The organism is Paenibacillus sp. MT86 (genome assembly GCF_058792535.1).
This window is the reverse complement of the sequence record NZ_CM179499.1, coordinates 2,414,269-2,436,807: the sequence shown is the minus strand read 5'-3', so window position 1 is coordinate 2,436,807 and position 22,539 is coordinate 2,414,269. Positions and strand designations below refer to the sequence as shown.

21 protein-coding genes are annotated in these 22,539 nt (G+C 51.4%); 5 read left to right on the top strand and 16 right to left on the bottom strand.

Annotated features, from left to right (window positions below):
* Positions 1–39 precede the first annotated feature (39 nt).
* Complete coding sequence (locus AC3RCL_RS10660; RefSeq protein ID WP_492535344.1) at positions 40–1,332, top strand: DUF6080 domain-containing protein; 1,293 nt, start codon at positions 40–42, stop codon at positions 1,330–1,332.
* Positions 1,333–1,411: 79 nt separating this feature from the next.
* Here AC3RCL_RS10660 and AC3RCL_RS10655 read toward each other — a convergent pair whose 3' ends face one another.
* Positions 1,412–3,157: an ABC transporter ATP-binding protein gene (locus tag AC3RCL_RS10655; RefSeq protein WP_492535343.1), complete on the bottom strand. Its 1,746-nt coding sequence runs from the start codon at positions 3,155–3,157 to the stop codon at positions 1,412–1,414.
* Positions 3,158–3,407: 250 nt separating this feature from the next.
* Between AC3RCL_RS10655 and AC3RCL_RS10650 the strand changes: the two genes are divergently transcribed.
* On the top strand, positions 3,408–3,920 hold the full coding sequence (locus AC3RCL_RS10650; RefSeq protein WP_009590651.1) for a hypothetical protein: 513 nt from the start codon (positions 3,408–3,410) through the stop codon (positions 3,918–3,920).
* A 139-nt stretch (positions 3,921–4,059) separates the two neighbouring features.
* Here the strand turns inward: AC3RCL_RS10650 and AC3RCL_RS10645 are convergent, their stop codons facing one another.
* Complete coding sequence (locus tag AC3RCL_RS10645; RefSeq protein ID WP_009590665.1) at positions 4,060–4,509, bottom strand: NUDIX domain-containing protein; 450 nt, start codon at positions 4,507–4,509, stop codon at positions 4,060–4,062.
* A gap of 46 nt (positions 4,510–4,555) precedes the next feature.
* Positions 4,556–4,861: a HesB/YadR/YfhF family protein gene (locus AC3RCL_RS10640; RefSeq protein WP_009590696.1), complete on the bottom strand. Its 306-nt coding sequence runs from the start codon at positions 4,859–4,861 to the stop codon at positions 4,556–4,558.
* 585 nt (positions 4,862–5,446) lie between these two features.
* Here AC3RCL_RS10640 and AC3RCL_RS10635 point away from each other — a divergent pair.
* Complete coding sequence (locus AC3RCL_RS10635; protein WP_192571311.1) at positions 5,447–7,204, top strand: ABC transporter ATP-binding protein; 1,758 nt, start codon at positions 5,447–5,449, stop codon at positions 7,202–7,204.
* Positions 7,205–9,310: an ABC transporter ATP-binding protein gene (locus tag AC3RCL_RS10630; RefSeq protein WP_492535342.1), complete on the top strand. Its 2,106-nt coding sequence runs from the start codon at positions 7,205–7,207 to the stop codon at positions 9,308–9,310. It begins immediately after the preceding gene.
* A 197-nt stretch (positions 9,311–9,507) separates the two neighbouring features.
* Here the strand turns inward: AC3RCL_RS10630 and AC3RCL_RS10625 are convergent, their stop codons facing one another.
* The 7 genes from AC3RCL_RS10625 to AC3RCL_RS10595 form a co-directional block, all read right to left on the bottom strand.
* Positions 9,508–10,434: an S-layer homology domain-containing protein gene (locus AC3RCL_RS10625; RefSeq protein WP_192571309.1), complete on the bottom strand. Its 927-nt coding sequence runs from the start codon at positions 10,432–10,434 to the stop codon at positions 9,508–9,510.
* Positions 10,435–10,501: 67 nt separating this feature from the next.
* Positions 10,502–10,966: a hypothetical protein gene (locus AC3RCL_RS10620; protein ID WP_015736261.1), complete on the bottom strand. Its 465-nt coding sequence runs from the start codon at positions 10,964–10,966 to the stop codon at positions 10,502–10,504.
* Positions 10,967–11,045: 79 nt separating this feature from the next.
* Positions 11,046–11,777, bottom strand: a complete 732-nt coding sequence (locus tag AC3RCL_RS10615; RefSeq protein WP_492535341.1) for a hypothetical protein — start codon at positions 11,775–11,777, stop codon at positions 11,046–11,048.
* A complete protein-coding gene (locus tag AC3RCL_RS10610; protein ID WP_213579169.1) occupies positions 11,774–12,664 on the bottom strand; it encodes an ATP-binding cassette domain-containing protein in 891 nt (296 codons plus the stop codon). Before AC3RCL_RS10610 ends, AC3RCL_RS10615 begins: the two co-directional genes overlap by 4 nt.
* 5 nt (positions 12,665–12,669) lie before the next feature.
* Positions 12,670–13,911 (bottom strand): ROK family protein, encoded by a 1,242-nt coding sequence (locus AC3RCL_RS10605; RefSeq protein ID WP_492535340.1) that lies wholly within the window; start codon positions 13,909–13,911, stop codon positions 12,670–12,672.
* A gap of 167 nt (positions 13,912–14,078) precedes the next feature.
* Positions 14,079–14,417 (bottom strand): four-helix bundle copper-binding protein, encoded by a 339-nt coding sequence (locus AC3RCL_RS10600; RefSeq protein ID WP_492535339.1) that lies wholly within the window; start codon positions 14,415–14,417, stop codon positions 14,079–14,081.
* 129 nt (positions 14,418–14,546) lie between these two features.
* A complete protein-coding gene (locus AC3RCL_RS10595) occupies positions 14,547–15,581 on the bottom strand; it encodes a CobW family GTP-binding protein (RefSeq protein WP_492535338.1) in 1,035 nt (344 codons plus the stop codon).
* Between the two features lie 108 nt (positions 15,582–15,689).
* Here AC3RCL_RS10595 and AC3RCL_RS10590 point away from each other — a divergent pair, with 108 nt between their 5' ends.
* Positions 15,690–16,208 carry a MogA/MoaB family molybdenum cofactor biosynthesis protein gene (locus tag AC3RCL_RS10590; RefSeq protein ID WP_492535337.1) on the top strand — a complete coding sequence of 173 codons (519 nt, stop codon included), beginning with the start codon at positions 15,690–15,692 and terminating at the stop codon, positions 16,206–16,208.
* Positions 16,209–16,272: 64 nt separating this feature from the next.
* Here the strand turns inward: AC3RCL_RS10590 and AC3RCL_RS10585 are convergent, their stop codons facing one another.
* The 6 genes from AC3RCL_RS10585 to AC3RCL_RS10560 form a co-directional block, all read right to left on the bottom strand.
* Complete coding sequence (locus AC3RCL_RS10585; protein WP_096774472.1) at positions 16,273–16,800, bottom strand: hypothetical protein; 528 nt, start codon at positions 16,798–16,800, stop codon at positions 16,273–16,275.
* 92 nt (positions 16,801–16,892) lie between these two features.
* Complete coding sequence (locus AC3RCL_RS10580) at positions 16,893–17,891, bottom strand: NADPH:quinone oxidoreductase family protein (protein WP_492535336.1); 999 nt, start codon at positions 17,889–17,891, stop codon at positions 16,893–16,895.
* 1,095 nt (positions 17,892–18,986) lie between these two features.
* Entirely contained in the window at positions 18,987–20,441 is a 1,455-nt protein-coding gene (locus tag AC3RCL_RS10575; RefSeq protein ID WP_096774474.1) for a nicotinate phosphoribosyltransferase, read from the bottom strand.
* A 57-nt stretch (positions 20,442–20,498) separates the two neighbouring features.
* Complete coding sequence (locus AC3RCL_RS10570) at positions 20,499–21,056, bottom strand: cysteine hydrolase family protein (RefSeq protein WP_015736271.1); 558 nt, start codon at positions 21,054–21,056, stop codon at positions 20,499–20,501.
* A gap of 67 nt (positions 21,057–21,123) precedes the next feature.
* Positions 21,124–21,909: an NUDIX hydrolase gene (locus tag AC3RCL_RS10565; protein ID WP_015736272.1), complete on the bottom strand. Its 786-nt coding sequence runs from the start codon at positions 21,907–21,909 to the stop codon at positions 21,124–21,126.
* Between the two features lie 159 nt (positions 21,910–22,068).
* Entirely contained in the window at positions 22,069–22,518 is a 450-nt protein-coding gene (locus AC3RCL_RS10560; RefSeq protein WP_015736273.1) for a YlbF/YmcA family competence regulator, read from the bottom strand.
* Between the last annotated feature and the right edge of the window lie 21 nt (positions 22,519–22,539).

The following is a 22,539-nucleotide window of genomic DNA, read 5'->3' as shown; positions in this document are numbered from 1 at the left end:
CTCAATACATATCACGGATAGATTGGTGGAACGAAAAACATGACTTTTTTCAGTTATTTATTTGGAAATAGAAAAGATAATTTCACGGCGGTCGGGCTAAGCGTCTGCCTTGCCTTATGGTATGTATTCATGAACCTTCCCTTCGTGACATACATCAAGGATCACGCAGCCGAATTGATGCCTCACAGCCCCTTCTACGGTGCGCCCTTTACGCTGAATCTATTTAACTTCGACCCTTCGATGGAATATGGACCGGAAAATATTTCGATCATCCATCCGTTCATTAATTTCCTGACGAGTCCGCTAACAACGATGATCGGGAGCTCCAACCTCCCTTATCTTCTGATTCAATCCGTCTTGAACGCCTTTAGTGCAGCTTTGGTTTATTACATCGTTCGGCGAAGCGGAGCCGGCTGGCTGCTGTCCTTCGTAACGGCGGCTTTCTTCGGTATCAGCTCATATTCGCTGTTCACGGCATTCATTCCGGATTCATACGCGTATGCCCAATTCATGATCATTTTGTCGGCCGCTTATTTGCACTACAGCCGGTTGGAGGACCGGTATGCCGTCATGCCGAATGCCTCCCTGGCCCTGATTAATTTCGGGATCACGTCCACGAATGTGGCAACGTTCGCCGGAGCGCTGCTGATCAGCCTGTTCGATCGACGCCGAATGGATACGTTCAAAAGGTTTATCATCATTATGCTGATTTTTCTGGGAATGGTGGTGATCGTCACCCTGCTTCAGCACTTGCTGTTCTCCGGTAAGTCATGGATCGCGAACGTGTTTTCAAGCGTGCAGAATGGTGCGCTCAGCTATGTTTCGCCCTTTTCATGGGAGCATCATTCCCGGGTCTTCTACATGCTGTTTGTAAGCCCGATCCTGTCGCCTGAGCTTGCCATGATCGATCCGGGAATCGCGGCGTTCGTGACAGATCTGGCCAAACCGTATCCGATCCATGTCCATATCGTCGGGATCGGGGTACTGCTCCTAGCCGTTCTGTCCTTCATCAAGGGCATCCGTTCCCGGGATACCTGGGCATTTTCCATCTATATTCTGTTCGCCATTCTGCTGCACATCATCGTGGGGTTCGGTTTGGCCACATATGCTTACGATCTCTACCTCTACGCAGGACATTATCTGTTTGCGCTGTTCGTGCTTGCTGCGCTGTTCATTGCCAAGACGAAGAGCCTCCGGCTTCAACAAGTCCTCACCGGCATCATGGCGCTGTTCCTGCTCATCACGCTCGTCAACAATATCGTGCTGCACGGTCAGTCGCTGGACTATATTCAGACGACCTATGACACGGTGTTCAAACATATCGAGAAATAAGACTGTAAAAAAATCAAAAGACCCGTCCCCTGAAGCATGGCCGAATACCATGCCTAAGAAGGACGGGTCTTTTGTGTAATTAAGTCTCCAAATGCTGCACGTTGTACAGTCTGGCATAGCTTCCATCCAGAGTCATCAGCTCGCCGTGCGTACCCTGCTCCGTAATTCTTCCATTCTCCAGCACAACGATTTGATCGGCGTGCGTTATGGTCGAAAGGCGATGGGCGACGATCAATGTGGTGCGGTTGCTCGATAGGGATTGCAGAGCCTGCTGGATCAGATGCTCGGACTCCAAATCCAGCGCCGAAGTCGCCTCATCCAGCACCAGAATGTCCGGATCCTTGAGAAAGACGCGGGCGATCGCCAGTCTTTGCTTCTGACCTCCCGACAGCTTGACGCCGCGTTCGCCTACTTCCGTGTCATAGCCTTGCGGCAGCTGGGTGATGAAGTCATGGGCATTGGCGGCTTGGGCAGCGGCGACGATCGCGGCTTCATCCGCCTCCGGATTGCCGAACAGAATATTTTCTCGGACGGTGCCGCTAAACAGGAAGTTGTCCTGCAGGACCATGCCTACCGATCCGCGCAGGCTGTCCAGCGTCAAATCCCTGACATCGTGGCCGTTAATCTTCACCGCGCCCTGCTGCACATCGTAGAATCTCGGAATCAGTCCGATCAGGGACGATTTGCCGCCGCCGCTCATGCCGACGAACGCAATCGTCTGTCCCTGCCGAATGGTCAGGTTAATATCTTGAAGCACCCATCCCGCAGCGTCATTGTATTTGAAGGAGACACGGTCGAATTCGATCTGTCCCGCGGTCTTAAGCGTTTTGGCATTCGGACGGTCCACGATGTCATACGGCTCGTCCATTAGCTCCTTGACCCGCTCCAGCGACGCTGAGGCCTGCGTCAGCACCGTTGAAGAGTTTATCAGGCGGCGAAGGGGCGCATACAATCTGTCGAGATAACCGAAGAAGGCAACAAACGTACCTAATGTCAGATCTCCCTGGATCACCCGGTAGCCCCCGTACCCGATAACCAGAATAGGCGCAATATCGGTCAGCGTGTTAATCACCGAGAAAGTCAGCGCATTCCAGCGCGTCTGGGCCATCGCTTTATTCAGGAAATTTCCGTTGATGCCTTCGAATTTCTTCTGATCATAACGCTCCAGGGTAAAGCTTCGGATGACCGAGATCCCTTGAATCCGCTCATGCAGGTATGCCTGAATGCCCGCGAGAGCCTGCGACCGGTCTTTGGTCAAGCGCTTAAGCCGTTTATAGAGTAAGTTCACCGCTAGTCCGTAGAGAGGCAGAATCGAGATGGCAACCAGCGTCAAAACGGGGTTCATGAAGAGCATGACCACTAATACGAACAGCAATGTGAACATATCCAGCCAGATGTTCATCATGCCGACTTCCACCAGGTTTTTCGATTGCTCCACATCATTGATAAAACGCGATATCGCCTCGCCGACCTTGGTATTCTGGTAGTAACGGAGGGACAACCGCTGCAGATGCGCATACAGCCGGTTACGCATATCAAACAAAATACGGCTCGTAATGAACTGCGCAAAATACTGCCGCAGGTATTCCACCGGACCGCGAACGATGACAAACAGCACCAGCGTCCCCCCGAGAATCCACATCAGATCCTGGATTTTCTGCTCGATGCTCATCTGCTGATTGATCAGCAGATCATCCACGACATATTTCATGATCATGGGCAGCAATAACGGGATCGCGAATTTGATCATGCCGATGATGAGGGTGAGAATGATCCACTTCATATACGGCTTAACGAACGGATAATAGATTTTCCATGACTTCAAAGGTGAATCACAGCCCCTTTCTTCAGGTTATAGAATGCACAAAGTTTTCTGCGAAGGTGAACCCCTTCGATAATCGCAAGAAAAACGCCCTTCTAAACGCTGTCTGCCTTCTGTAAAGGTACATCGATGGAGGTTTTTCTCAAGGGACATCCATCTTGTGACAGACGAAGAGCAGTTGACATTTGAGAGCTTCAATGCTTTATTAGTTCTAAACTCATGAAATGTATCATGTCTGCAGGAGGATTTAGTCATGACCAGAATTTTCGTGACGGAGGCGGTCATGCTGGCCATTTACGGTCAGCTGTTAGTACCGCCCAAACCCGTCGAATACATCATTCCATACACCACGATTTTGGAATTATATGAGCTTCATACCACGGAGGAACATCTCATGAATAGCAGTGCTGATGACCAGCACGTCAAAATAAAGATCGGCGAATTGATATCATATTTCGAAGAGCCGCTGAACAAAAAGAAAATCGAGCGGGCCCTCCAGGTTCCCTGGTCCAAAAGCCCGACCATTCCCGTTAGCGAAACCACTCGGGTCTCGGTCATGAACACCATGGACACCGCACCGTACGGAGAGTCCTTCGATCCCATTGAGACCGAGCTGCTGCTGGCTTCCCAAAAAGCGGAGGCTCCCATATTGACCGATCAATACGAGTTGATTCAGCGTATCGTTGAAAGCGCTCTTCCCGTACAGGTCTATGATATCGACGATTTTGACTTTGCGCTGGAGGTCCCGTTATCCGGGCAGCCGTAAGGCTCCTGTGTACATGCATACACAAGGCAAAAGGAGTCCCTTCCCCGGTTTGAATGGGGCAGGGACTCCTCATGTTGACCGAAAAAAATTCCCCGTGCGGGGAATTTAAAGCATGCACATCTGCCTCCACCAACGAGTCTCAGCTCTTCTTTTTTATCTTATCGAGCAAGCGGATCGTGATCGCATCCATAGCGGGCAATGCCTGGAAATCAAAATATTTAAGAGATACTTCCGTATTCGGGGACAAATGAATGGCGCTGTGCAGACCGGTTGCCGCGTAAACGCCGATTACATAATATACCTCATCTCCACCAAGCTGCTTCTTCATATACTCCGGACCTGATACAAGGTCCAAGAGTCGCATATCGTCCGCGGTCAGGCCGCTCTCTTCCCACAGCTCTCTGGAGGCTGTGTCTTCAAGAGCTTCGCCGGGCTTCAGGTTTCCGATCGGGAGTCCCCACTCGTCCCTGTTCTGACGTTTCAGGAGAAGTATCTCTCCGTTATCGTTCAGCACAAGCACCGCCGCTTTCACACGGACCACCGAACGTTTGCCGATATACTGGCGAATATCACGGTGATATACGCTCATCTTGGGAACCTCCTTTCCCTAGATGGCGCTGCAGTCTCTCATCAGGTTAATTTACTGCGCCCTCTTCTTCATAAATATACGAAATGTCATCCAAGGATTCCTCATATTTCACGCGTAGCGTATACCCTTTCAAATACCACAGATCCTGCTCTTCCATATAGAAAGTTACCTCTTCCGAACGCTCCGTCAGTCCTGCTTCCCTTGGCTCTTCTACCGAAATACCGAGCGAAAAGCCGGGATGGAGCCCGCCGCCTGAGCTATAGCGTGGAAAGAAGCGAACGAACGTGCCGGCTTGAAGGTCGAGCTCCTTCTTGTACCAACGTGCTGCCTGATCGCTGACTTGAATTTGCATGTGTCGTGCACCCTCCTTAGACGTTATTTTATGTTGATCCCTATCTTTTTGGCAGACCGGAGATCATAGGGACGGTATCCATATTTAGCTGCAATATTATCATAACGCATACGCACGTTAGGATACAAATCATTTTGATAATTAAATAGTGACATAAGGTTCCGGCCTTCCTTCACTATAAGAATGACTCGCGGGGATCCGAAAAAATAAGTTTGACACATTCCAGTTCATGGTGATAAAATTCAGTCCATACGAGATCGATTTGAATAAAATGTAAAATGACGAAGAAAGGGTGAGTGACATGCTGAAATTGTTTGCGATGGATAAAGATCATCTGGATCATCATTCCCTACAATTCAATATGGATCGACTCCCCGCTGGTGCTGTCTCATCATCATCAAGCCTCGTTCGTTCGTTATCTGAATGAATTAGAACGAAGCTGCTGACCTTTGCGCGGAAGTCATGATCACCGTGCGTATGATAAGTTCAAAATTAATGAAGCATATCGTCCGTCGTCGGATGATGTGCTTTTTTTGGTTTTTGCGGATGATATGATGCCAGAACGATACGAAAGGAAGGGATAATGTGTTTGCCGTACTTAAAAATTTAGGCTGGTTTTTCAAGCGTGAGAAAAAACGTTATTTGATCGGCCTGGCGCTGCTCATCTTTTGCGGATTGGTTGAGCTTCTGCCGCCGCTCCTGCTCGGAAACGCCATTGACGATATCGTCAGCAGTTCCATAACCTGGGCGTCCCTCGTCCAATACCTGCTCATGATTCTCGGCATCGTTGCTGTCGTATATTGTGCCACGTACATATGGATGCACCGTTTATTCGGAGGCGCAAACCTCGTGGAACGCCTACTCCGTACCCGGTACATGAACCATTTGCTGCGGATGCTTCCTCCGTTTTTCGAGCGCAACCGTACCGGGGACCTGATGGCCAAGGCGACGAATGACCTTCGCTCCGTGGCTGCAACCGCCGGCTTCGGCATGCTCGTCATGACGGACTCCACCATCTACTTGATCGTCGTCCTGTTCGCCATGGGCTTCATCGTCAGCTGGAAGCTGACGCTGGCGGCGATTCTGCCGATGCCGATCATTGCCATCGGCATGGTGATCTACGGAAGAGCCATTCATAAGCGCTACACGCTGGCTCAAGATGCCTTTGGAGACATGAACGACCAGGTGCTGGAGTCCGTAGCCGGCGTGCGCGTCATCCGCGCTTATGTGCAGGAACGCGCCGATCAACAGCGCTTCCAGGATATTACGGATGACGTATATCGCAAAAATCTGGCGGTTGCCAAAGTGGATGCCTTATTCGAGCCGACCATCAATTTTTCCATCGGTCTCAGCTACGTCATCGGTTTGGCCTACGGGGTGTACCTCGTGTTCCAAAATCAAATCACGCTCGGAGATCTCGTATCGTTCAATATGTACCTCGGGATGATGATTTGGCCGATGTTTGCGATCGGGGAATTGATCAATATCATGCAGCGGGGTAACGCCTCGCTGGATCGGGTCAACGAAACCTTGAAGACGCCGCCGGATGTTGCCGACGTCGCGGATCCCGTAGACGTGAAGGTTCCGGACACGATTCAATTTAAGGATGTCACCTTCCGTTACCCGACCTCGACGATCGAAAATTTGCAAAATATCAGCTTTACGCTGCAAAAAGGGCAGACGCTAGGCGTTGTAGGACGCACGGGCAGCGGCAAATCGACGCTGCTGAAGCAGCTTCTGCATGAGTATCCGACCGGAACCGGGGATATCCTCATATCCGGCGTGCCGATGGAGAGGCTCGCGACCGATCAGCTCCACGGCTGGATCGGGTATGTGCCGCAGGAGCAGATCCTGTTCTCCAAGACGGTGCGCCAGAACATCCAATTCGGCAAGAAGGATGCCAGCGACGAATTGATCATGGAGGCGATTACGACCGCTGCGTTTGACCGCGATCTGGTCACCCTGTCCGATGGTCTTGATACCGTTGTCGGCGAAAAAGGCGTGGCGCTGTCCGGCGGGCAAAAACAGCGGGTATCCCTGGCCCGGGCTTTCATCGGCGATCCTGAAATCCTGATTCTGGACGATTCCTTGTCCGCGGTGGATGCGCGCACGGAAGCCAGGATCATCGATAATATCCGGAGCAAGCGCGCCGGTAAAACGACCCTGATCTCCACGCATCGCCTCTCGGCGGTCCAGCATGCCGATCTGATCGTCGTGCTGGAGGACGGCCGAATCACGGAGCAGGGAACCCATGATGAACTGCTGGAACTCGGCGGCTGGTACCGCGAGCAATTCGAACGCCAGCAGGTGGAAAACAATCTGACCTCGGAGGAGGTGTCTTAATTGACTCCAAGCGATACAACCATCTCGAATGAATCCGGAATTGCCAAACGGCTCTTCCGCTATGCCTTAACGGCTAAGGGCACCTTCATCACCGCCCTGATTCTGCTGGCCATCGGCGTTGCCGCGGAGCTGGCAGGGCCCTTCATCGCGAAAACGATGATCGACGAGCATATCCTGGGCATCGAGCGTCCCTATTATGAGACGACGCAGGCTCAGGGTGCCGCATCCTATAACGGAACATATTATAAACGCGAGGATCGCTTTCAGGAAGACGAGACGCGAGGCCGGGAAGTGCGCCTCGTTCAGGCAGGCCGCAGCTTCTATTTCATTGATGAGCCGGTAACCCGAACCGAGGGAAACCGTTCCTTCCAGGATGGCGTATTGACGATTTCCTACGCCTCGGAAGAGCTGCAATACCCGGCCGTCAAATTAACCAAGGAACAGCTGTTTGAATTTTACAAGCCCGAGCTGCCCAGCATTTATAAACTCGTCGGCCTGTTCCTGATCTGTCTTCTGATCTCCATGATAACGGTATTCGGCAGAACGTACTGGCTCCAATCGGCAGCCAATCGGGTCATCCAGAAGCTGCGTACCGATGTATATGCCCATATACAGCGCTTGCCCGTCAACTTCTTCGATAATCTGCCGGCTGGCAAAGTCGTTTCCCGGGTAACCAATGACACCGAAGCGGTAAAGGACCTGTTCGTTGCGGTATTATCCAACTTCAGCTCCGGCGCCGTCTATATCACGGGTGTTTATGTCGCCCTGTTCCTTCTGGACGTCAGACTCGGCTTGATCAGTTTGTTTGTCATCCCGATGCTGATTGTATGGACCATCCTGTACCGTAAATTCGCAACCAAATACAATACGGTCATCCGCTCCCGTCTGAGCGAGATTAACGCCATTATCAATGAATCCATTCAGGGTATGGCCATCATCCGTGTATTCCGCCGCCAAAAAGCGACCCAGGACGAGTTCGAGGCGCTAAACGCGGATTACATGGCCCATCAGAACAAAATGCTGAATCTGAACTCCTTCACCACGCACAACCTGGTCAATGTGCTGCGTAACGTTTCCTTTGTGGTCGTGCTCTGGTATTTCGGTTCGGCATCGCTGAACGGTGCCGGGATCGTTTCGATCGGCGTGCTGTACGCCTTCGTCGATCTGCTCGGCCGCATGTTCCAGCCGATTACCGGCATGGTCAACCAGCTGGCCGCGCTCGATACCTCCATCGTCTCCGCCAAGCGGGTATTCGAGCTGATGGATGAAACGGGCGAAAAAGTAACGGACGGCTCCATGCCGCGATATTTGGGGAATGTGGAGTTTCAGGACGTATCGTTCGCTTACAAGAAGGACTACGTGCTGAAGAACATTTCGTTTGAAGCGAAGCAAGGACAGACGGTTGCGCTTGTCGGGCATACGGGCTCGGGCAAAAGCTCCATCATCAATCTGCTGTTCCGTTTCTACGACCCGCAAAAAGGCACCATCACGATTGACGGCCAGCCTGTCACCGATATTCCGAAGCAGTGGCTCCGCAAGCATATGGGAATCGTGCTGCAGGATCCGTACCTGTTCACCGGCACCATTGCATCCAATGTCAGCCTGGGCGATCCGGACATTACCCGGGAACAGGTAGAGCAGGCCCTTCGCGACGTAGGTGCCGATCGGCTCCTGGCCCATCTGCCGCAAGGCTTTGATGAGCCGGTGCTGGAAAAAGGCAGCACGCTTTCCGCCGGTCAGCGCCAGTTGATCTCGTTTGCCCGTGCATTGGCGTTCAACCCGGCCATACTGATCCTTGATGAGGCGACCGCTAACATCGATACCGAGACGGAAGCCTTGATTCAAGACGCGCTGGAGGTTCTGAAGCGCGGACGTACAACGTTTATCATCGCTCACCGCTTATCCACGATCCGCAGCGCCGATCAGATTCTGGTCCTTCACCGCGGAGAAATCGTGGAGCAGGGTTCCCATGACGAATTGATGGCCTTGGGCGGAAGGTACTTTAAAATGTACCAGCTCCAGCAAGGAAGCTCGCCTTCGGTTCCGGAGAATAAGGAAACGGTGCTGGCCGCTTCCAACAGCAACTTGGCCGGAGGGCATTTATAGATTAAGTTAGGCAAAGCTAACGCAGTCATTGAAGACAGACCGAGGTTAATCGTAGTTTTTCTTGCGATATCCGGAAGTTCCAAGCTTCGAAGTTTATACTTTCCGACACTATAAAAAGGCTGTCCCCTGTCGAATGTAACATTCGCTTGGGGACAGCCTTCTTTTTTAGATCGTATTCTGGCGGCACATGACAAGAATTACTTTGCCGAATCAAGAGTACCGGCTGCTTTGACCGTGATTTTGGTGTATTTGGACGGCACGAGCACGTCATCGGACGATTTTGAGATGACCTGCGGGTACATTTTGTCCGGATCGGGTTGCACCACCTTGAAGTAGATTACGGCTTCGGTGTCGCTAACATAGTCGACCGAAGTAATTTTAATGCCATACCCCGGATTCGGCAGATCTTCCTTGGTTACCGTGACTTTGTTCTGCGATTCGTCCACCTTGACAACGCTTGTGCTTACATCCGGTTCAGATTGCGCCGGCTCTTCGGGTGTCATGTTCTTCTGATGCTCCTCAATGAAGCGAATGGAATTGTATACGAGCTCTGCGGCTTCGATTCGCGATAAACTCTTCGTTGGATGGAACTTGTCGTTCGCGTCCAGCTTCGCGATTTTGGTTAACAGCAGGAATTGCACGGCCCCCCGGCTCTCCTCTTTCATCAGATCCTCGTCGGCCACATGCAAATACATCATGATCACGGGATAATTCCCGGTCTTCTGAATCGCTTCCGAGAGCAAGGTCGCGAACCCTTCGCGCGTGATCGGCTCATTCCATTTCATGTCCGCGGATACCGACAATCCGTTCTGAGCCGCAATGTTCACGGCTTCGGCAAACCAAGCATCCTTCGGGACACTGTCGAACGAGCGGCCCGTAAAGTTCGGCTGCACCTCCAGGCCGGCCGCATTCACGATCATCTGCACCGCCTGAGCGGTCGTTATCGTCTTGGACGGAGCGAATTTGTCGGCGCTGATGCCCTGGATAATCCCTTTCGATTGCAGTTCCTTCACCATTTGCAATGGCTTCTCCTCTTGTATATCCGTAAAAGCAGAGGCGGCGCCGGCACCGAGCAATGACGAAGTGACAAGCATAGCGGTTAATAATTTAGTTGTTTTTTTCATAGTTACACCTCCTATTATTCCTGACGCAGAGGTGCTGGAATATGTTTCATCTGAAGCGCATTTTCTTCTACACGCTTTTTTCGCTATCCAGGCCCAGCTTTATATACATCTCGCGGGAGTAACCTTGAAGCTTCTGCTCCAGCGCTTGGGCTTGGTCCTTAAATGCCGTCAGCTCCCGAATCATTCGGGAACGGCCGGCCGGGCTAAAAGTCTCATGGATCCGTTCTTTGAAATAATCATGAACGATATAGTTTCGCTGCTTCCATACTTCTTTTAATTGAAGCGTCTCTTCCTCGGAGAACGGAAAGTAATGCTGGATCTCATGGACCAGCTGGCCCAGGGAGCTGCTTAGTTTCCGCTGATATAACTGGGTGAAATCTTCCTCTGAAGGCACATTCCCTTGAGAAAGCTTGATCAGCATCAACAAATTCGCGAGCTGCTGCTCAAGGGCCTGTGAATAATACACCGCTAATCCGAAATAGGCAAACAGCTCTTTGGAGTGGTCACTGTCCAGCAGTCGAGTTTGTTTCATGGTATCCTCCTCTAGTATTGGCTGTCTTTACCGTTTCTATTTGTGTATATTCCTATGGTAAAGGAAGACTCCTCCTACTTCAACCTACTTTTCGGATCATGGACGCCGCATCCTTGCGGGAAGCCGTCCATAAATAAACAGCCAGTAATATAAATCCGTAGATGAAGGAATAGGCGATCGTCAGGAGTTTGACGGCCGGTGACCGCTCGTCGGCATGCATGAACAGGTCCATCATGACGGAGACAGGCGGCAGCAAGTAATGGATGATTCCCCAATAAGCATGATCGAACCGGACAATGGATTGACCGGCCAAGGAAACAATGATCACGATGAATAGTAACCCTGCCGCTCTTCCCTGGTTCTCCATGAAGCCGAACTGAAAGAAAACCGACAGCGAAATGCCCAGCAAGGACATTGCGACATGTCCCGCATAACCAAGTGCAAGCTCGGAGAATGTAATCGGCTTATCGAACATCCCGAAGATGACAGGATAAAGGACAGCGAATGCACTGAATAGGATGGACAGAAGACTTACCGTGATATATTGGGCGGCATAAAACCGTAGGGCCTTGCCGCTATGAACAATCAGGAGCATCGTTTGACGCCCTTGATCGTGATTGTGGAAATTCAATCCCAGCCAAGCTGAGCCGACAAACAGAAAGGCTGCCGTCACGGCATAACTGTCCATGATCGGGTTAGGCCGGTAGGAATAGAGGAACACCACCGAGATCAGCATGAATGCGATCGGAGCGAAGTATCGATAAGATCTTGTGTAACTGGCAAGCAAGTAACGAATCAGGGATCCCATCATGCTCCCTCCCCCTCCATAGGCTGGCCCGAACCCGCGCGCTCGGGCTCTTTCATTTCCCCGCGCCAAGGCTCAAGCCGTATCAGCGAACCGCCAGACTGCAAAATATCCAGCAGCATGTCGTCCGTTGCCTGTCGCGTAACCATCATCGATGCCGGGTTGCCTCTGGATATCCAATAGAGAAACCCGGGGCGGCGTTCAAGCTCCAGCATGTTGTCTGGCGAAACGTGCGTGAATTCCAGCTTCATCCGCTCTAAATGCGGACTCCTTTCAAGCAATCCGTCCCGCTCGATCCGCCCCTGCCGCAGCCGCGTCTCCCGGTCAGCCAGCGATGCAATAAGCAGCGGCTCGTGAACGGACATCACGATAGCCGTTCCTTGTCTTTTGATCTCGGTCAGAATGCCGATCATCTCCATCTGGGAGGACTCGTCCAATCCCGAAAGCGGCTCATCCAGAAGCAGCAGATCGGGCTGGCTAAGCAAGGCCTGCATGATATTGACCTTTTGCAGCATCCCCTTGGAGCATAGCGTCATCTTCATGTCCTGCAATTGAAACACATTCAGCATGGCATCGATCCGCTTCGCGGCTTCTTGTTTGTCCATGCCCTGAATGCCGGCCATATGGCGCAAATATTCGGAAGGGCGAAACCGCAGCGCAGGAAAACGTTCCGGTACATAGCCGACGCGCAGCGATGTCCCATATTCGATCCTGGACCCTTCAGACGGGTTAGCAAGCCCCGCTATCACATGCAGCATGGTGCTCTTGCCTGCGCCATTGCTTCCCGTTATCGCAACGCACTCAGCGCGGGAGATGCTCCAGGTGATGTTATGCAGGACGGCATACTTGCCGAAACGCTTATGTACTCCGTTCAATTCCAGCAGCTCCTGCAAACACTTCAACTCCTGTTCACGTATTCTGGTGTTTGTATTTCGTTCAGGTATTTTTCGAACACGATCGTGCCGGCGCCTATGACGCCCGCATACTCTCCCAACTCGGATGGCTGAAGCACGATTTTATCGTGAAAGCTGGACAAGCTTCTGTTATATGATGTTTCTCTTACATATGTGAAGTAATCCGGGTACCGGTTCGCAAGGACTCCACCGATGATCATCGTTTCCGGGGTTAGCAGGTTAATGACATTAGCCAGGGATATACCGACATAACGAGCCGATTCGTTCAGCATATTGGCAGCCAATGGATCTCCGTCCAGACAGGCCGTGATCACATCGGTGATGTCCAATCCGTGATCATTGCCATCAAACGAGGATTGAAGAGAACTGACAGCTCCGCGCCGCAGCTCTTCTCCGACCCTGCGGACGATGGCCATACCGGATGCGATCGCTTCCAGGCAGCCGGTATTGCCGCAATTGCAGCGCGGACCGTCAATATCGATCGTGCAGTGCCCGATCTCACCGGCTCCATAAGGGTAACCCTGATATATTTTCTGGTTGAAGATCAATCCGCTTCCGATCCCGATATCCGCATCCACGTATACCAAATGGTTGAAATGCCTGCCGTTTCCATACCATAACTCACCGAGTGCCATCACGTTAGCGTCCTTCTCGATTTGCGTCGGAAGCTCCGTATTCTCCTCGATCAGTCCCTTTAATCGTACCTGATGCAGTCCGGGAAGGTTCGACGGAGACAGAATCTTGCCTTGGACCGGATCAAGCGGTCCCGGTGCTCCTACCCCTATACCGATGATTTGGGACTTCAGGCCCGACTCGTCCAATACGTCTTGGATCGTGGAGATTATGACATTCACCACGCTGCCGCGATTGGCGTTATTTTCAAAGGAGGAACGTTTTTCCATCATCGCTTTCCCCTGCAAATTAATGACAGCCGCTCTTACGGAGGAGGCGCTGATATGAACGCCAACCGTGTAAATATCACCGGGATTCAAGGAGATGAGTTTGGGCTTCCTACCCCGGCTGGACTCGTCGTAAAACCCGGCTTCAGCAATCAATCGATCCTTCATCAGCTCATCCACCAAATTGTTCACGGCGGTAAACGTCAAATTCATCTTGGCCGCGATTTCCGCTTTCGTTAAACTGCCGTAGTCGCGGAGCAGCGCGATAATGCCGATACGATTCAGGTTTTTGACATGCCGATTGTTCTTGCCAACGGAACTGTTCATCTTACAACCTCATTCTTTTTACCCATAATTGTTCTTGCCCTCTCACACATCTATCATAGGGGAAAATTCGGAGTTAGTAAAATCCATTACTCGAACCGCAAATGAAAAGCCTGACCTCCTAATCGGAAATCAGGCCTAATTATATCACGCATTAGAAACTTGTTAGATTAAACGTGGCTCAGCATTTGTCGGCATGCTTCGGCACATTTCCGGCATGCTTCCGCACATTGTTTGCAATGCTCATGATCATGCTTCTCGCACTCTTCCGCGCAAGCCAGGCATGCCTTGATGCACAGCTCGCAAATCTCCTTAACGTAAGGGCTTTTGCGGGACATGGCTTGAGCCGCAAACGCGCAAATATCCGCACACTCTCTATCGAGTGTAATACAATCGCGAAGCATGGCCAGCTCGTATTCTTTCAGGCAGGATACATAGCATACATTGCAAGCGTTCATACATTGGAGACATGCTTCGATGCATTCTTTATATTTGAGTTCATTTAACATTGGATAGATCCTCCTTGTAGTTATTACGCTATGCCTTTGTATTAAACGTTCGACTGCCCTCTGAATCAAACCCGGCCAGAAAGTCCCAAGGTACAATTGCCCAGAATGGTCAGGCAAAAAATGGCTGACTTATGCCCGGCTTGTCTTCCCCTCCAGCTGTTCAAGCTGCTCCCTTAGCAGTGATTTCTGAAAATGCTCCCCGATAAACACCACCACATCCGGCACTTGGCCCTTGGGCGTTATTTTCATGAAATCGGATTCGCGAAACGCGTACTGGAACAAAAAACGGCTGTTCGTATCGCTGAAAGTGAGAATGCCCTTCGCCCGGTATACATCTCTTGGCAGCCCGGCTATCAATCGTTCGAACTCCACGCTGTTTACCGGATGGCTGAAGTAGTATGTGTACGACATGACATGATCATGGGAGCCATGTTCATGTGTATGGTCGTGGTTGTGGTCATGCTTATGGCTGTTGGCTTGCTCGTTCTTGTCTGTGTGCTCATGGGCATCCCCGGCCTCGCGATGATGTACAATCGAATGCTCGTTCCGTTCCCCGGGATCGCTCTGCAGCAAATCTTCAACATTCAAGTCGCAGCGCACCGAAGGAACAATCGGGGCATGCGGATTCCACCGCTTCACCAGCTCTCGAATCGTCTCTCTGTCCCGGTCCTCGACCAGGTCCATTTTATTAAGGACAAGCGCGGAGGCTGCGCGAATCTGCTCCTGCATCAACCGGTAGGTCTTTCCCTTCTGCTCTATGTTCAAATGCAGCAGATGCGCGGCATCCACGACGGTGATCAGTTTTTTCACGTCAATTCTCATATATAATGAAGCTTCCGCGGTTGCGTCCAGAATCTCCATCGGATTGGCGATCCCCGTCGCTTCGATAACGATGACATCCGGCCGCTCCCGCTGGATCAGCATCGCGATTTCGGATGATAAATCGGAACGAATGGTGCAACAGATGCAGCCGCTCAGCATCTCTGCCGTCGGCACCGCTTCATCGGCTGCCAGCCCTTCAATGTTAACCTCGCCGATCTCGTTCATGACAATGGCCGGCCGCAATCCCCACTGCTTGAAAGAGGCAATGAGGCGGCTAAGCAATGTCGTTTTTCCACTGCCGAGAAAACCTGATAGAATATAAATGGGTGTTACGTGCTCCACGTTCCATACTCCTTTGCGCACATTGTTTATTATGCTAGCGAGTGTACTACATTTCATCCGTCTACCGCAAGCGTCCCGCCATTAACTGAACAGGAGTTGTTATAACGCATGAATTCGACGCAAGAACATAAACAGCAATCCCCCGCTTCCGTGAACTGTATGGTGATTACGGTTTCGGACACGCGAACGAAGGACACGGACAAGAGCGGCAAACTGATGATCGGCTTGCTTGAAGAAGCCGGACATGCCGTCGTGGCATACAGCATTGTTCCAGACGACTACGAAACGATCCGTGAAACGATTTATTCCGCGGTCAGCGCTCCGGAGATCGATATCGTGTTATTAACCGGCGGAACAGGCATCTCGAGCCGGGATACCTCCTATGAAGCGGTCTCTTCGCTGCTGGATAAAGAACTCCCGGGATTCGGAGAGATCTTCCGCTTCCTTAGCTTCACCGAAGATATCGGGTCTGCGGCTATATTAAGCCGCGCGATCGGCGGCACGATAAGCCACACGGCCGTCTTCTCGATGCCGGGTTCCAGCGGCGCCGTAAAACTTGCGATGAACCGTATCCTCCTGCCTGAGCTGCGGCACGTCAAATATGAGCTGGATAAACACCGATCATAACCAACTCACGCCTGGCACCATGCAAAAGGCCGGATGCATATGGGCATCCGGCCTTAGCTGTATCCTAACTGCTGGCGCGTCGTTGATGTTTGGCGAGCAGGGAGGGCGCTATTTTTTTGACCTGGTCATAATAGTTATCCGTTTTGTCGCCCGTCGACGTATATACGATGGACGTTTCCTTGTCACTTATGATCAGATTATGCCCGCCGGCCGCATTGGCATCCCCTTCCGTTACGCCATAGATTTCCTTGAGCCCTTTTTCCCTGGCCGCTTGATCCTGATAGACATACACGGTAATAAACTGGCTTGCATCATAATTGATCCGGTATTGATACGTGATATTGCCGACGTTGTCCTCTACATAGGTTTCGTTGGTCAACGGCATATTGGCCTGGTTGAACGAGGCTTGGAGATCCTCAAGGAATTTTCCGTTCATGCCCCGGCCTGATATCCGGGCCTCTCTGGAGCCTTCCTCGTAAGCCCTCATATTATATAGGCGCATCTCGTCCTTGGCCACCTGCTTGGAACAACCGACCGAAATGGCAAGAATGGAACAAAGCAATAAAGCGGTGACGATTCTGCGATAATTCATGTTCACTCACCCTTCCTTAGGTGTCAGAGGTTGCCTTCCCTTAGATTGCCTGAGGATGATGAACATTATGCGTATGCGAAATCAGGGTAATATTACAAAGCGATGACGCTTCTTCCAACCGCCGCGCCTTTAAGAATGGTGTTCAGCACTACAGGCAGATCGGTTAGTCCGTATTCGGTAATTCCTTCTTGAAGCACGGATGCCGGCTTCCATTCATCGGCCAGCTTCGACCATACTGATCGGCGGTAGGCCATTGGGCAGTACACCGAGTCGATGCCCAGGAGATTGATTCCCCTCAGTATGAACGGAAACACCGTCGTTTCAAACGCACCGCCGCCCGTCATGCCGGAAACGGCGACGCTTCCGCCGTATTGCACGCTTTTCAGGATGGCGCCCAAGTGATTACCACCGACGGGATCTACCACGGCTGCCCATCGCTCGGCAGAGATGGCCCCCTTGGAGGCTGCCGCAGCTTCTTCCCTGGATATCACTTCATGGGCTCCCAGCTGTAAAAGCCAGTTCCTCTGACTGGATTTTCCTGTGGATGCCGTCACGCGATAGCCTAACTGGCTTAGGATGGACACTGCGAAGCTGCCTACTCCCCCCGTTGCTCCGGTAACTAGGACGGAACCCTGTTCCTGCCGCAGTCCATTCCGTATCAAGGCTTCTATCGATAATGCAGCCGTAAACCCTGCGGTACCGATGGCCATCGCATCACGCGGTGACAAGCCCTGCGGCAGCGGGACAAGCCATTCTCCCTTAACCCTCGCATATTGGCTGAACCCCCCTTCATGAGATACCCCTAATTCATAACCGGTACAAAGAACGGCATCGCCTTCCTTGTAATCCGCATGAGCGGAATGCACGACCGTCCCTGCCAGGTCAATGCCCGGAATGAACGGATACCGGCGGACAATTTTCCCTTCCGGTATGCTGGCCAGCCCGTCTTTATAGTTAACCCCGCTGTATAACACCCGCACGATAACGTCGCCTTCGGGCAGCCGATCCAAACTCATGTTCTCCACGCTGCCGCGAACCCCTTGCTCATCTCGACGAAGCACATAGGCTTGAAATTCGGTTTCGTTGTCCACACATATCACTCCTTGGGTTAGTTTAGGTGCTGTAAAGCAATCTGGATTGGCACCCTGAACATGTCGAAGCTTTATACATGCTCTCGGAATATGGCGACTTATGCGCTTTCCCGAGAAATGATCCAGTATCGTCTTTTATAATCAGAATTGTGTTATTATGGAAAAAAGAATACTTTTATAAAAAAATTATCAGCTGGAGTTGAAATCCACGTTATGACTCATTTTGATTATGGATCTAGACGTAGATCCTTCCGCTTCTCATTCTGGCTCACTCTGGTGACACTATTTCTGTTACCGGTCGTCCATAAACCGATCAACCAGATTTTTGGATTCCTTGGTATACATACACAATCAGGGGGCATTGCCGGCTCGTTTCTCGTTTTCTTTCTAAGCTTGGGTCTCGTTCTAACGCTGTTTAGACTCGTCTTCTGGGTTTTCCCTTTAATTACCTGGCCTGGTCTCAAAGTGTACGTACTAATCGGCCTCCTCTTCATATTAATGACAGGGATCTACGAATACACAAGCACACACCGCTCGATCGAAGCGGCGGTATTCGAGGAGAAACATGCTTTTTTTGAAGCACCTTACAGCATTAATCATGCTGAAATCATACAATCCGAATTAACCTCTGAGAAGGCTTATTCTTTCGTGGTGACATCTAGAGCGGGACTACAATTATCCGTCTATACCAAAGGATGGTTCGGATGGAAGATGTCCGCCGTATCTATATTATACCCTTCTCCCAAGAATCCCTCTTCTCCGTCCGTATTCTCGGAGACAAGCATGGATTCATCACTCGTCTTTGGCCTGTATAGAAGCACAGAGCCCATTCGGATTCAAGTAAATGGTCAGCCGGCACATACCATACCCTACCAACAACTGAGGCCGGATGTCAGTGAAGATTTGTACATATGGTATTACGAACGCCAGCCCGACATGCTAGAGAACAAGGACAAGGTTCATCTCACCGCGCGTGACGTCAACGGAAGCATAGTGGATCGACTTGACCTATAGGCCAAGTACCAAAAGACGCTCCCTTCTCATGCCAAGCGGCAAGATTGGGGAAGCGTCTTTTTCATTGGTGTATTTTATATTCTAATCTTCATGCTGTTCCATGAACTCGGCCATCATCCGCTGTTTCACTTCCCAGACCTCTTCGCTCAGGTTCACGCGGTATATCTCCGGATTCAGCTTACGCAAATACTCGGGCCAGAACTGTCCCAGCTGTGCGTCATGATAGCTGCGGATTTCCTCCAGCTCCGGCAGTTCATACACCAATTCGCCATTCTGGAATATCGGTTCCAGCATGGACACCGCTTCAAAGTTCTTCACGTTTTTGCGCATGTAAGGATGCAGCGGATTAAATAGCTTCAGCTTGCCGCTTTCCGGCGGCATTTCCTCTTCCGGGAAGCAGATGTAATCGGCGATCGCTTTGCCGCTGCCCTTGGATATGATGCGGTACACGTCCTTTTTGCCGGGGGTGGACACTTTTTCAGGGTTGCCCGAGATTTTGATGGTCGGTACCATTTTCCCGTCAACCTCCCGCTCCACCAGCTTATAAACGCCTCCGAGCGCAGGCTGGTCGGCTGCCGTGATCAGCTGGGTACCGACGCCCCAAGTATCCACTTTAGCCCCCTGTGCCTTGAGATCCAGAATCGTTCCTTCATCCAGATCGTTGGAAGCCACGATGCCGACGTAATGAAGACCGGCCTCATCCAGCATCTTCCTTGCCTGAATCGACAGGTAAGCCAAATCCCCGCTGTCCAGACGAATGGCATTCATCCGCTTTCCTTGGGCCTCCAGCTTCTTCGCTGTCGCGATGGCATGGGGAATCCCGCTCTTTAACGTATCGAAGGTATCCACCAGCAGCGTCACTTGATCCGGCATGACCTCGGCAAAAATATCAAATGCCTCCTGCTCGCTCCGGAAGGTCTGCACCCAGGAATGCGCATGCGTGCCTTTGGTCGGAATGCCGAATTTCTCGCCGGCCAGCATATTCGAGGTAGCATGGAAGCCGGCCAGATACGCTGCACGGGCTCCCCACACGGCCGCATCCGCTTCCTGCGCGCGTCTTGTGCCAAACTCCAGCAAGGTATCGCCGCCGGCCACCTGACGGATGCGGGAGGCCTTGGTCGCGATCAAGGTCTGAAAATTCATGAAGTTCAGGAGCGCGGTTTCGACCAGCTGCGTCTCGAAAATGGTGCCTTCCACCCGAATGAGCGGTTCGTTCGGGAATACCAGCGCCCCCTCCTTCATGGAATGAATATTCCCTTGAAACCGGAAGCGGCGAAGCTCCTCCAGAAATTCAGGCTTATACTTCTCTTCCTGTTTGGCCAGATACGCGATATCCTCATCCGAGAAACGCAAGGACTCGATATAATGCACGATCCTTTCCAGTCCGGCAAAAACGGCGTACCCGTTACCGAACGGCAGCTTGCGGAAATATCCCTCAAACACCGCACGCGTACGATGAGAGCCGTTAATCCAATGCGCATACATCATGTTGATCTGGTATTTGTCCGTATGTAGTGCTAATCCTGCTGTCAGCATCACGATCATCCTCCAGTATGACCCGGTTCATCCATGCTTCCGGGTAGTTCGAGCTGTCTATCGATTAAGAAATTCTTCGCTTCGCACAACGGCTGCCCCGAGACTGCCCTGAAAGTGGCTTAACGCCCACTTATGCCCCTCCGGATTGAAGCTGGCAACGCCATCTTCATACACCGTTATTTTGTACCCGTAATTATACGCATCCACGGCAGTATGCAGCACGCAGATGTCGGTGCATACCCCGACAAGATCGACTTCGGTAATCCCGCGTTCCCGCAGCTTCTGGTTCAGATCCGTACCGCAGAATGCGCTGTATCTTGTTTTATCCATCCAATAGATCGTATCCTTGCGATCCTCATAGACCTGTTGTAACTCGCCGTATAATTCCCGCCCCCGGGTTCCCCGGATGTTATGCGGAGGAAACAGCTTGGTTTCGGGGTGAAAAGCGTCGTCCTGCTCATGCAGGTCCACGGCCATGACGACAAAATCCCCGCGATCGCTGTATAATCGGGTCAACTCTGCAATGGTCTTCTGAATGTCGATGGCGGGTTTCCCTACCGGCAGGTTACCATCCACGAAATCATTCGTGAAATCTATCACGATTAAGGCTTTCATCTGACACACTCCTCTACGATATGATTAATGTGATCGATAAAATAACAGCGGTTGAATCATCGACCTGCTACGTATAAATCGATAGCAGCGGCGCATGATCCGTAAATCGGTACAATTGGGCCGGACGTTGGGAATATTGGTTGGAGCTTAGCGGCTTGCCGTTCTCATCCCGCGCTTCTTCCAGTATCCCCTGTCTGCTGCGGGTCGATGTGATTTTACGGATAAAGTTGGGTTCGTTGAACTCGGGCACAACCGTCTGGATGACCTGGTATAACTCGCTCAGCGTAAAATGCTCCGGCAAAAACTGCCTGGCAATCGTCGTTTGCAGCATTTGCAGCTGAATCTTGCGGTAAGCATCCATAATAATATCCCTGTGGTCAAAAGCAAGCTCCAGCTCCTCCAAAGCTTCCGCGACCGTAAACAGGCCAACCTCTTCCGCGTCATCGGCAGCCTGGCGGTGCTCCAGCATCCACTCCTCTACGAGCGCATAGAAGGCATGGCTGATAATCCAGCCTCTTGGATCACGTCCCGGCGCGCTATACACGCCCAAGTACTCCAAGTGTCCGCCGTCCACCCCGGTCTCTTCCTTCAGCTCCCGTTTGGCGGCATCGTAAATCGACTCGCTTTCACGGCAAAAACCGCCGGGAAGCGCCCACATGCCGGCACAAGGCCATGACCTGCGCCGGATCAGCATCACCTTAAGCTCCCGAATGGGCAGTGTCTTGGTAAAGGTCTTCCGTTCCCGCTTCGTCAAGGTAAACATCACGATATCGGCGGGCACACCGTCCGGTGTTCTGTATTTCTTGGCACTGCTCTTTGGCGCCTGTTCGCGATCCGTCATTTCCATCACCATAACTATTAATTTGATAATTTCATTATGACATATTTAAAAACGATGTCAAGGATTTCCTAGCCCAATCTCTATATAAGTTTACTATGCCCTATCCATCCTCATTCTGTGCATGTTAACAAGAACAGAAAAGGTGCGGAACCATTCCGCACCTCGTTTCCTCTATCCGCAGCTGCTTGGCGGCGTATCTTTGCCTGTTTCCACGTTCACTTTTTCCGAAACGGTATCGTGAATCACGGACACGACCAGCTGAAGGAGATAATTAATGTCGCTCTGACTTTGCTGGAACTCCATCACGAGCGGAATGCTGTCAATCTCCTCCTGCAGCTCTTCGATCTCGCGTTCGATTTTTGCTACCATGTCCTTGTTCTGGAACGTTTCAAAAGCTACGATTTCTTTTTGCTTTTTCTTAATGGTTTTGATCAGGTTTTGGACCCGTTCGTGATTCTGGATCTTCTCTTCCGCTTGCTTAAACATCTGAACTTCTTCGCTTGTGGATATTAAATTCGCCAGCTCGCCGGCTTTCGCCAGAATATCGTCGCGTATAATCAATTCACGCGTATTGTAAGTGGACATACCGTAGGTGTTGGTACGAACATGATCATGTGCCAAGGTTCATCGCTCCAATTCTTC

Bases quoted from the DNA above. Each gene is read 5' to 3' on its own strand.
- AC3RCL_RS10660 (WP_492535344.1), top strand. From the start codon at position 40: ATGACTTTTTTCAGTTATTTATTTGGAAATAGAAAAGATAATTTCACG.
- AC3RCL_RS10650 (WP_009590651.1), top strand. From the start codon at position 3,408: ATGACCAGAATTTTCGTGACGGAGGCGGTCATGCTGGCCATTTACGGT.
- AC3RCL_RS10645 (WP_009590665.1), bottom strand. From the start codon at position 4,509: ATGAGCGTATATCACCGTGATATTCGCCAGTATATCGGCAAACGTTCG.
- AC3RCL_RS10640 (WP_009590696.1), bottom strand. From the start codon at position 4,861: ATGCAAATTCAAGTCAGCGATCAGGCAGCACGTTGGTACAAGAAGGAG.
- AC3RCL_RS10625 (WP_192571309.1), bottom strand. From the start codon at position 10,434: ATGAAAAAAACAACTAAATTATTAACCGCTATGCTTGTCACTTCGTCA.
- AC3RCL_RS10620 (WP_015736261.1), bottom strand. From the start codon at position 10,966: ATGAAACAAACTCGACTGCTGGACAGTGACCACTCCAAAGAGCTGTTT.
- AC3RCL_RS10615 (WP_492535341.1), bottom strand. From the start codon at position 11,777: ATGATGGGATCCCTGATTCGTTACTTGCTTGCCAGTTACACAAGATCT.
- AC3RCL_RS10605 (WP_492535340.1), bottom strand. From the start codon at position 13,911: ATGAACAGTTCCGTTGGCAAGAACAATCGGCATGTCAAAAACCTGAAT.
- AC3RCL_RS10600 (WP_492535339.1), bottom strand. From the start codon at position 14,417: ATGTTAAATGAACTCAAATATAAAGAATGCATCGAAGCATGTCTCCAA.
- AC3RCL_RS10590 (WP_492535337.1), top strand. From the start codon at position 15,690: ATGAATTCGACGCAAGAACATAAACAGCAATCCCCCGCTTCCGTGAAC.
- AC3RCL_RS10585 (WP_096774472.1), bottom strand. From the start codon at position 16,800: ATGAATTATCGCAGAATCGTCACCGCTTTATTGCTTTGTTCCATTCTT.
- AC3RCL_RS10575 (WP_096774474.1), bottom strand. From the start codon at position 20,441: ATGCTGACAGCAGGATTAGCACTACATACGGACAAATACCAGATCAAC.
- AC3RCL_RS10570 (WP_015736271.1), bottom strand. From the start codon at position 21,056: ATGAAAGCCTTAATCGTGATAGATTTCACGAATGATTTCGTGGATGGT.
- AC3RCL_RS10565 (WP_015736272.1), bottom strand. From the start codon at position 21,909: ATGGTGATGGAAATGACGGATCGCGAACAGGCGCCAAAGAGCAGTGCC.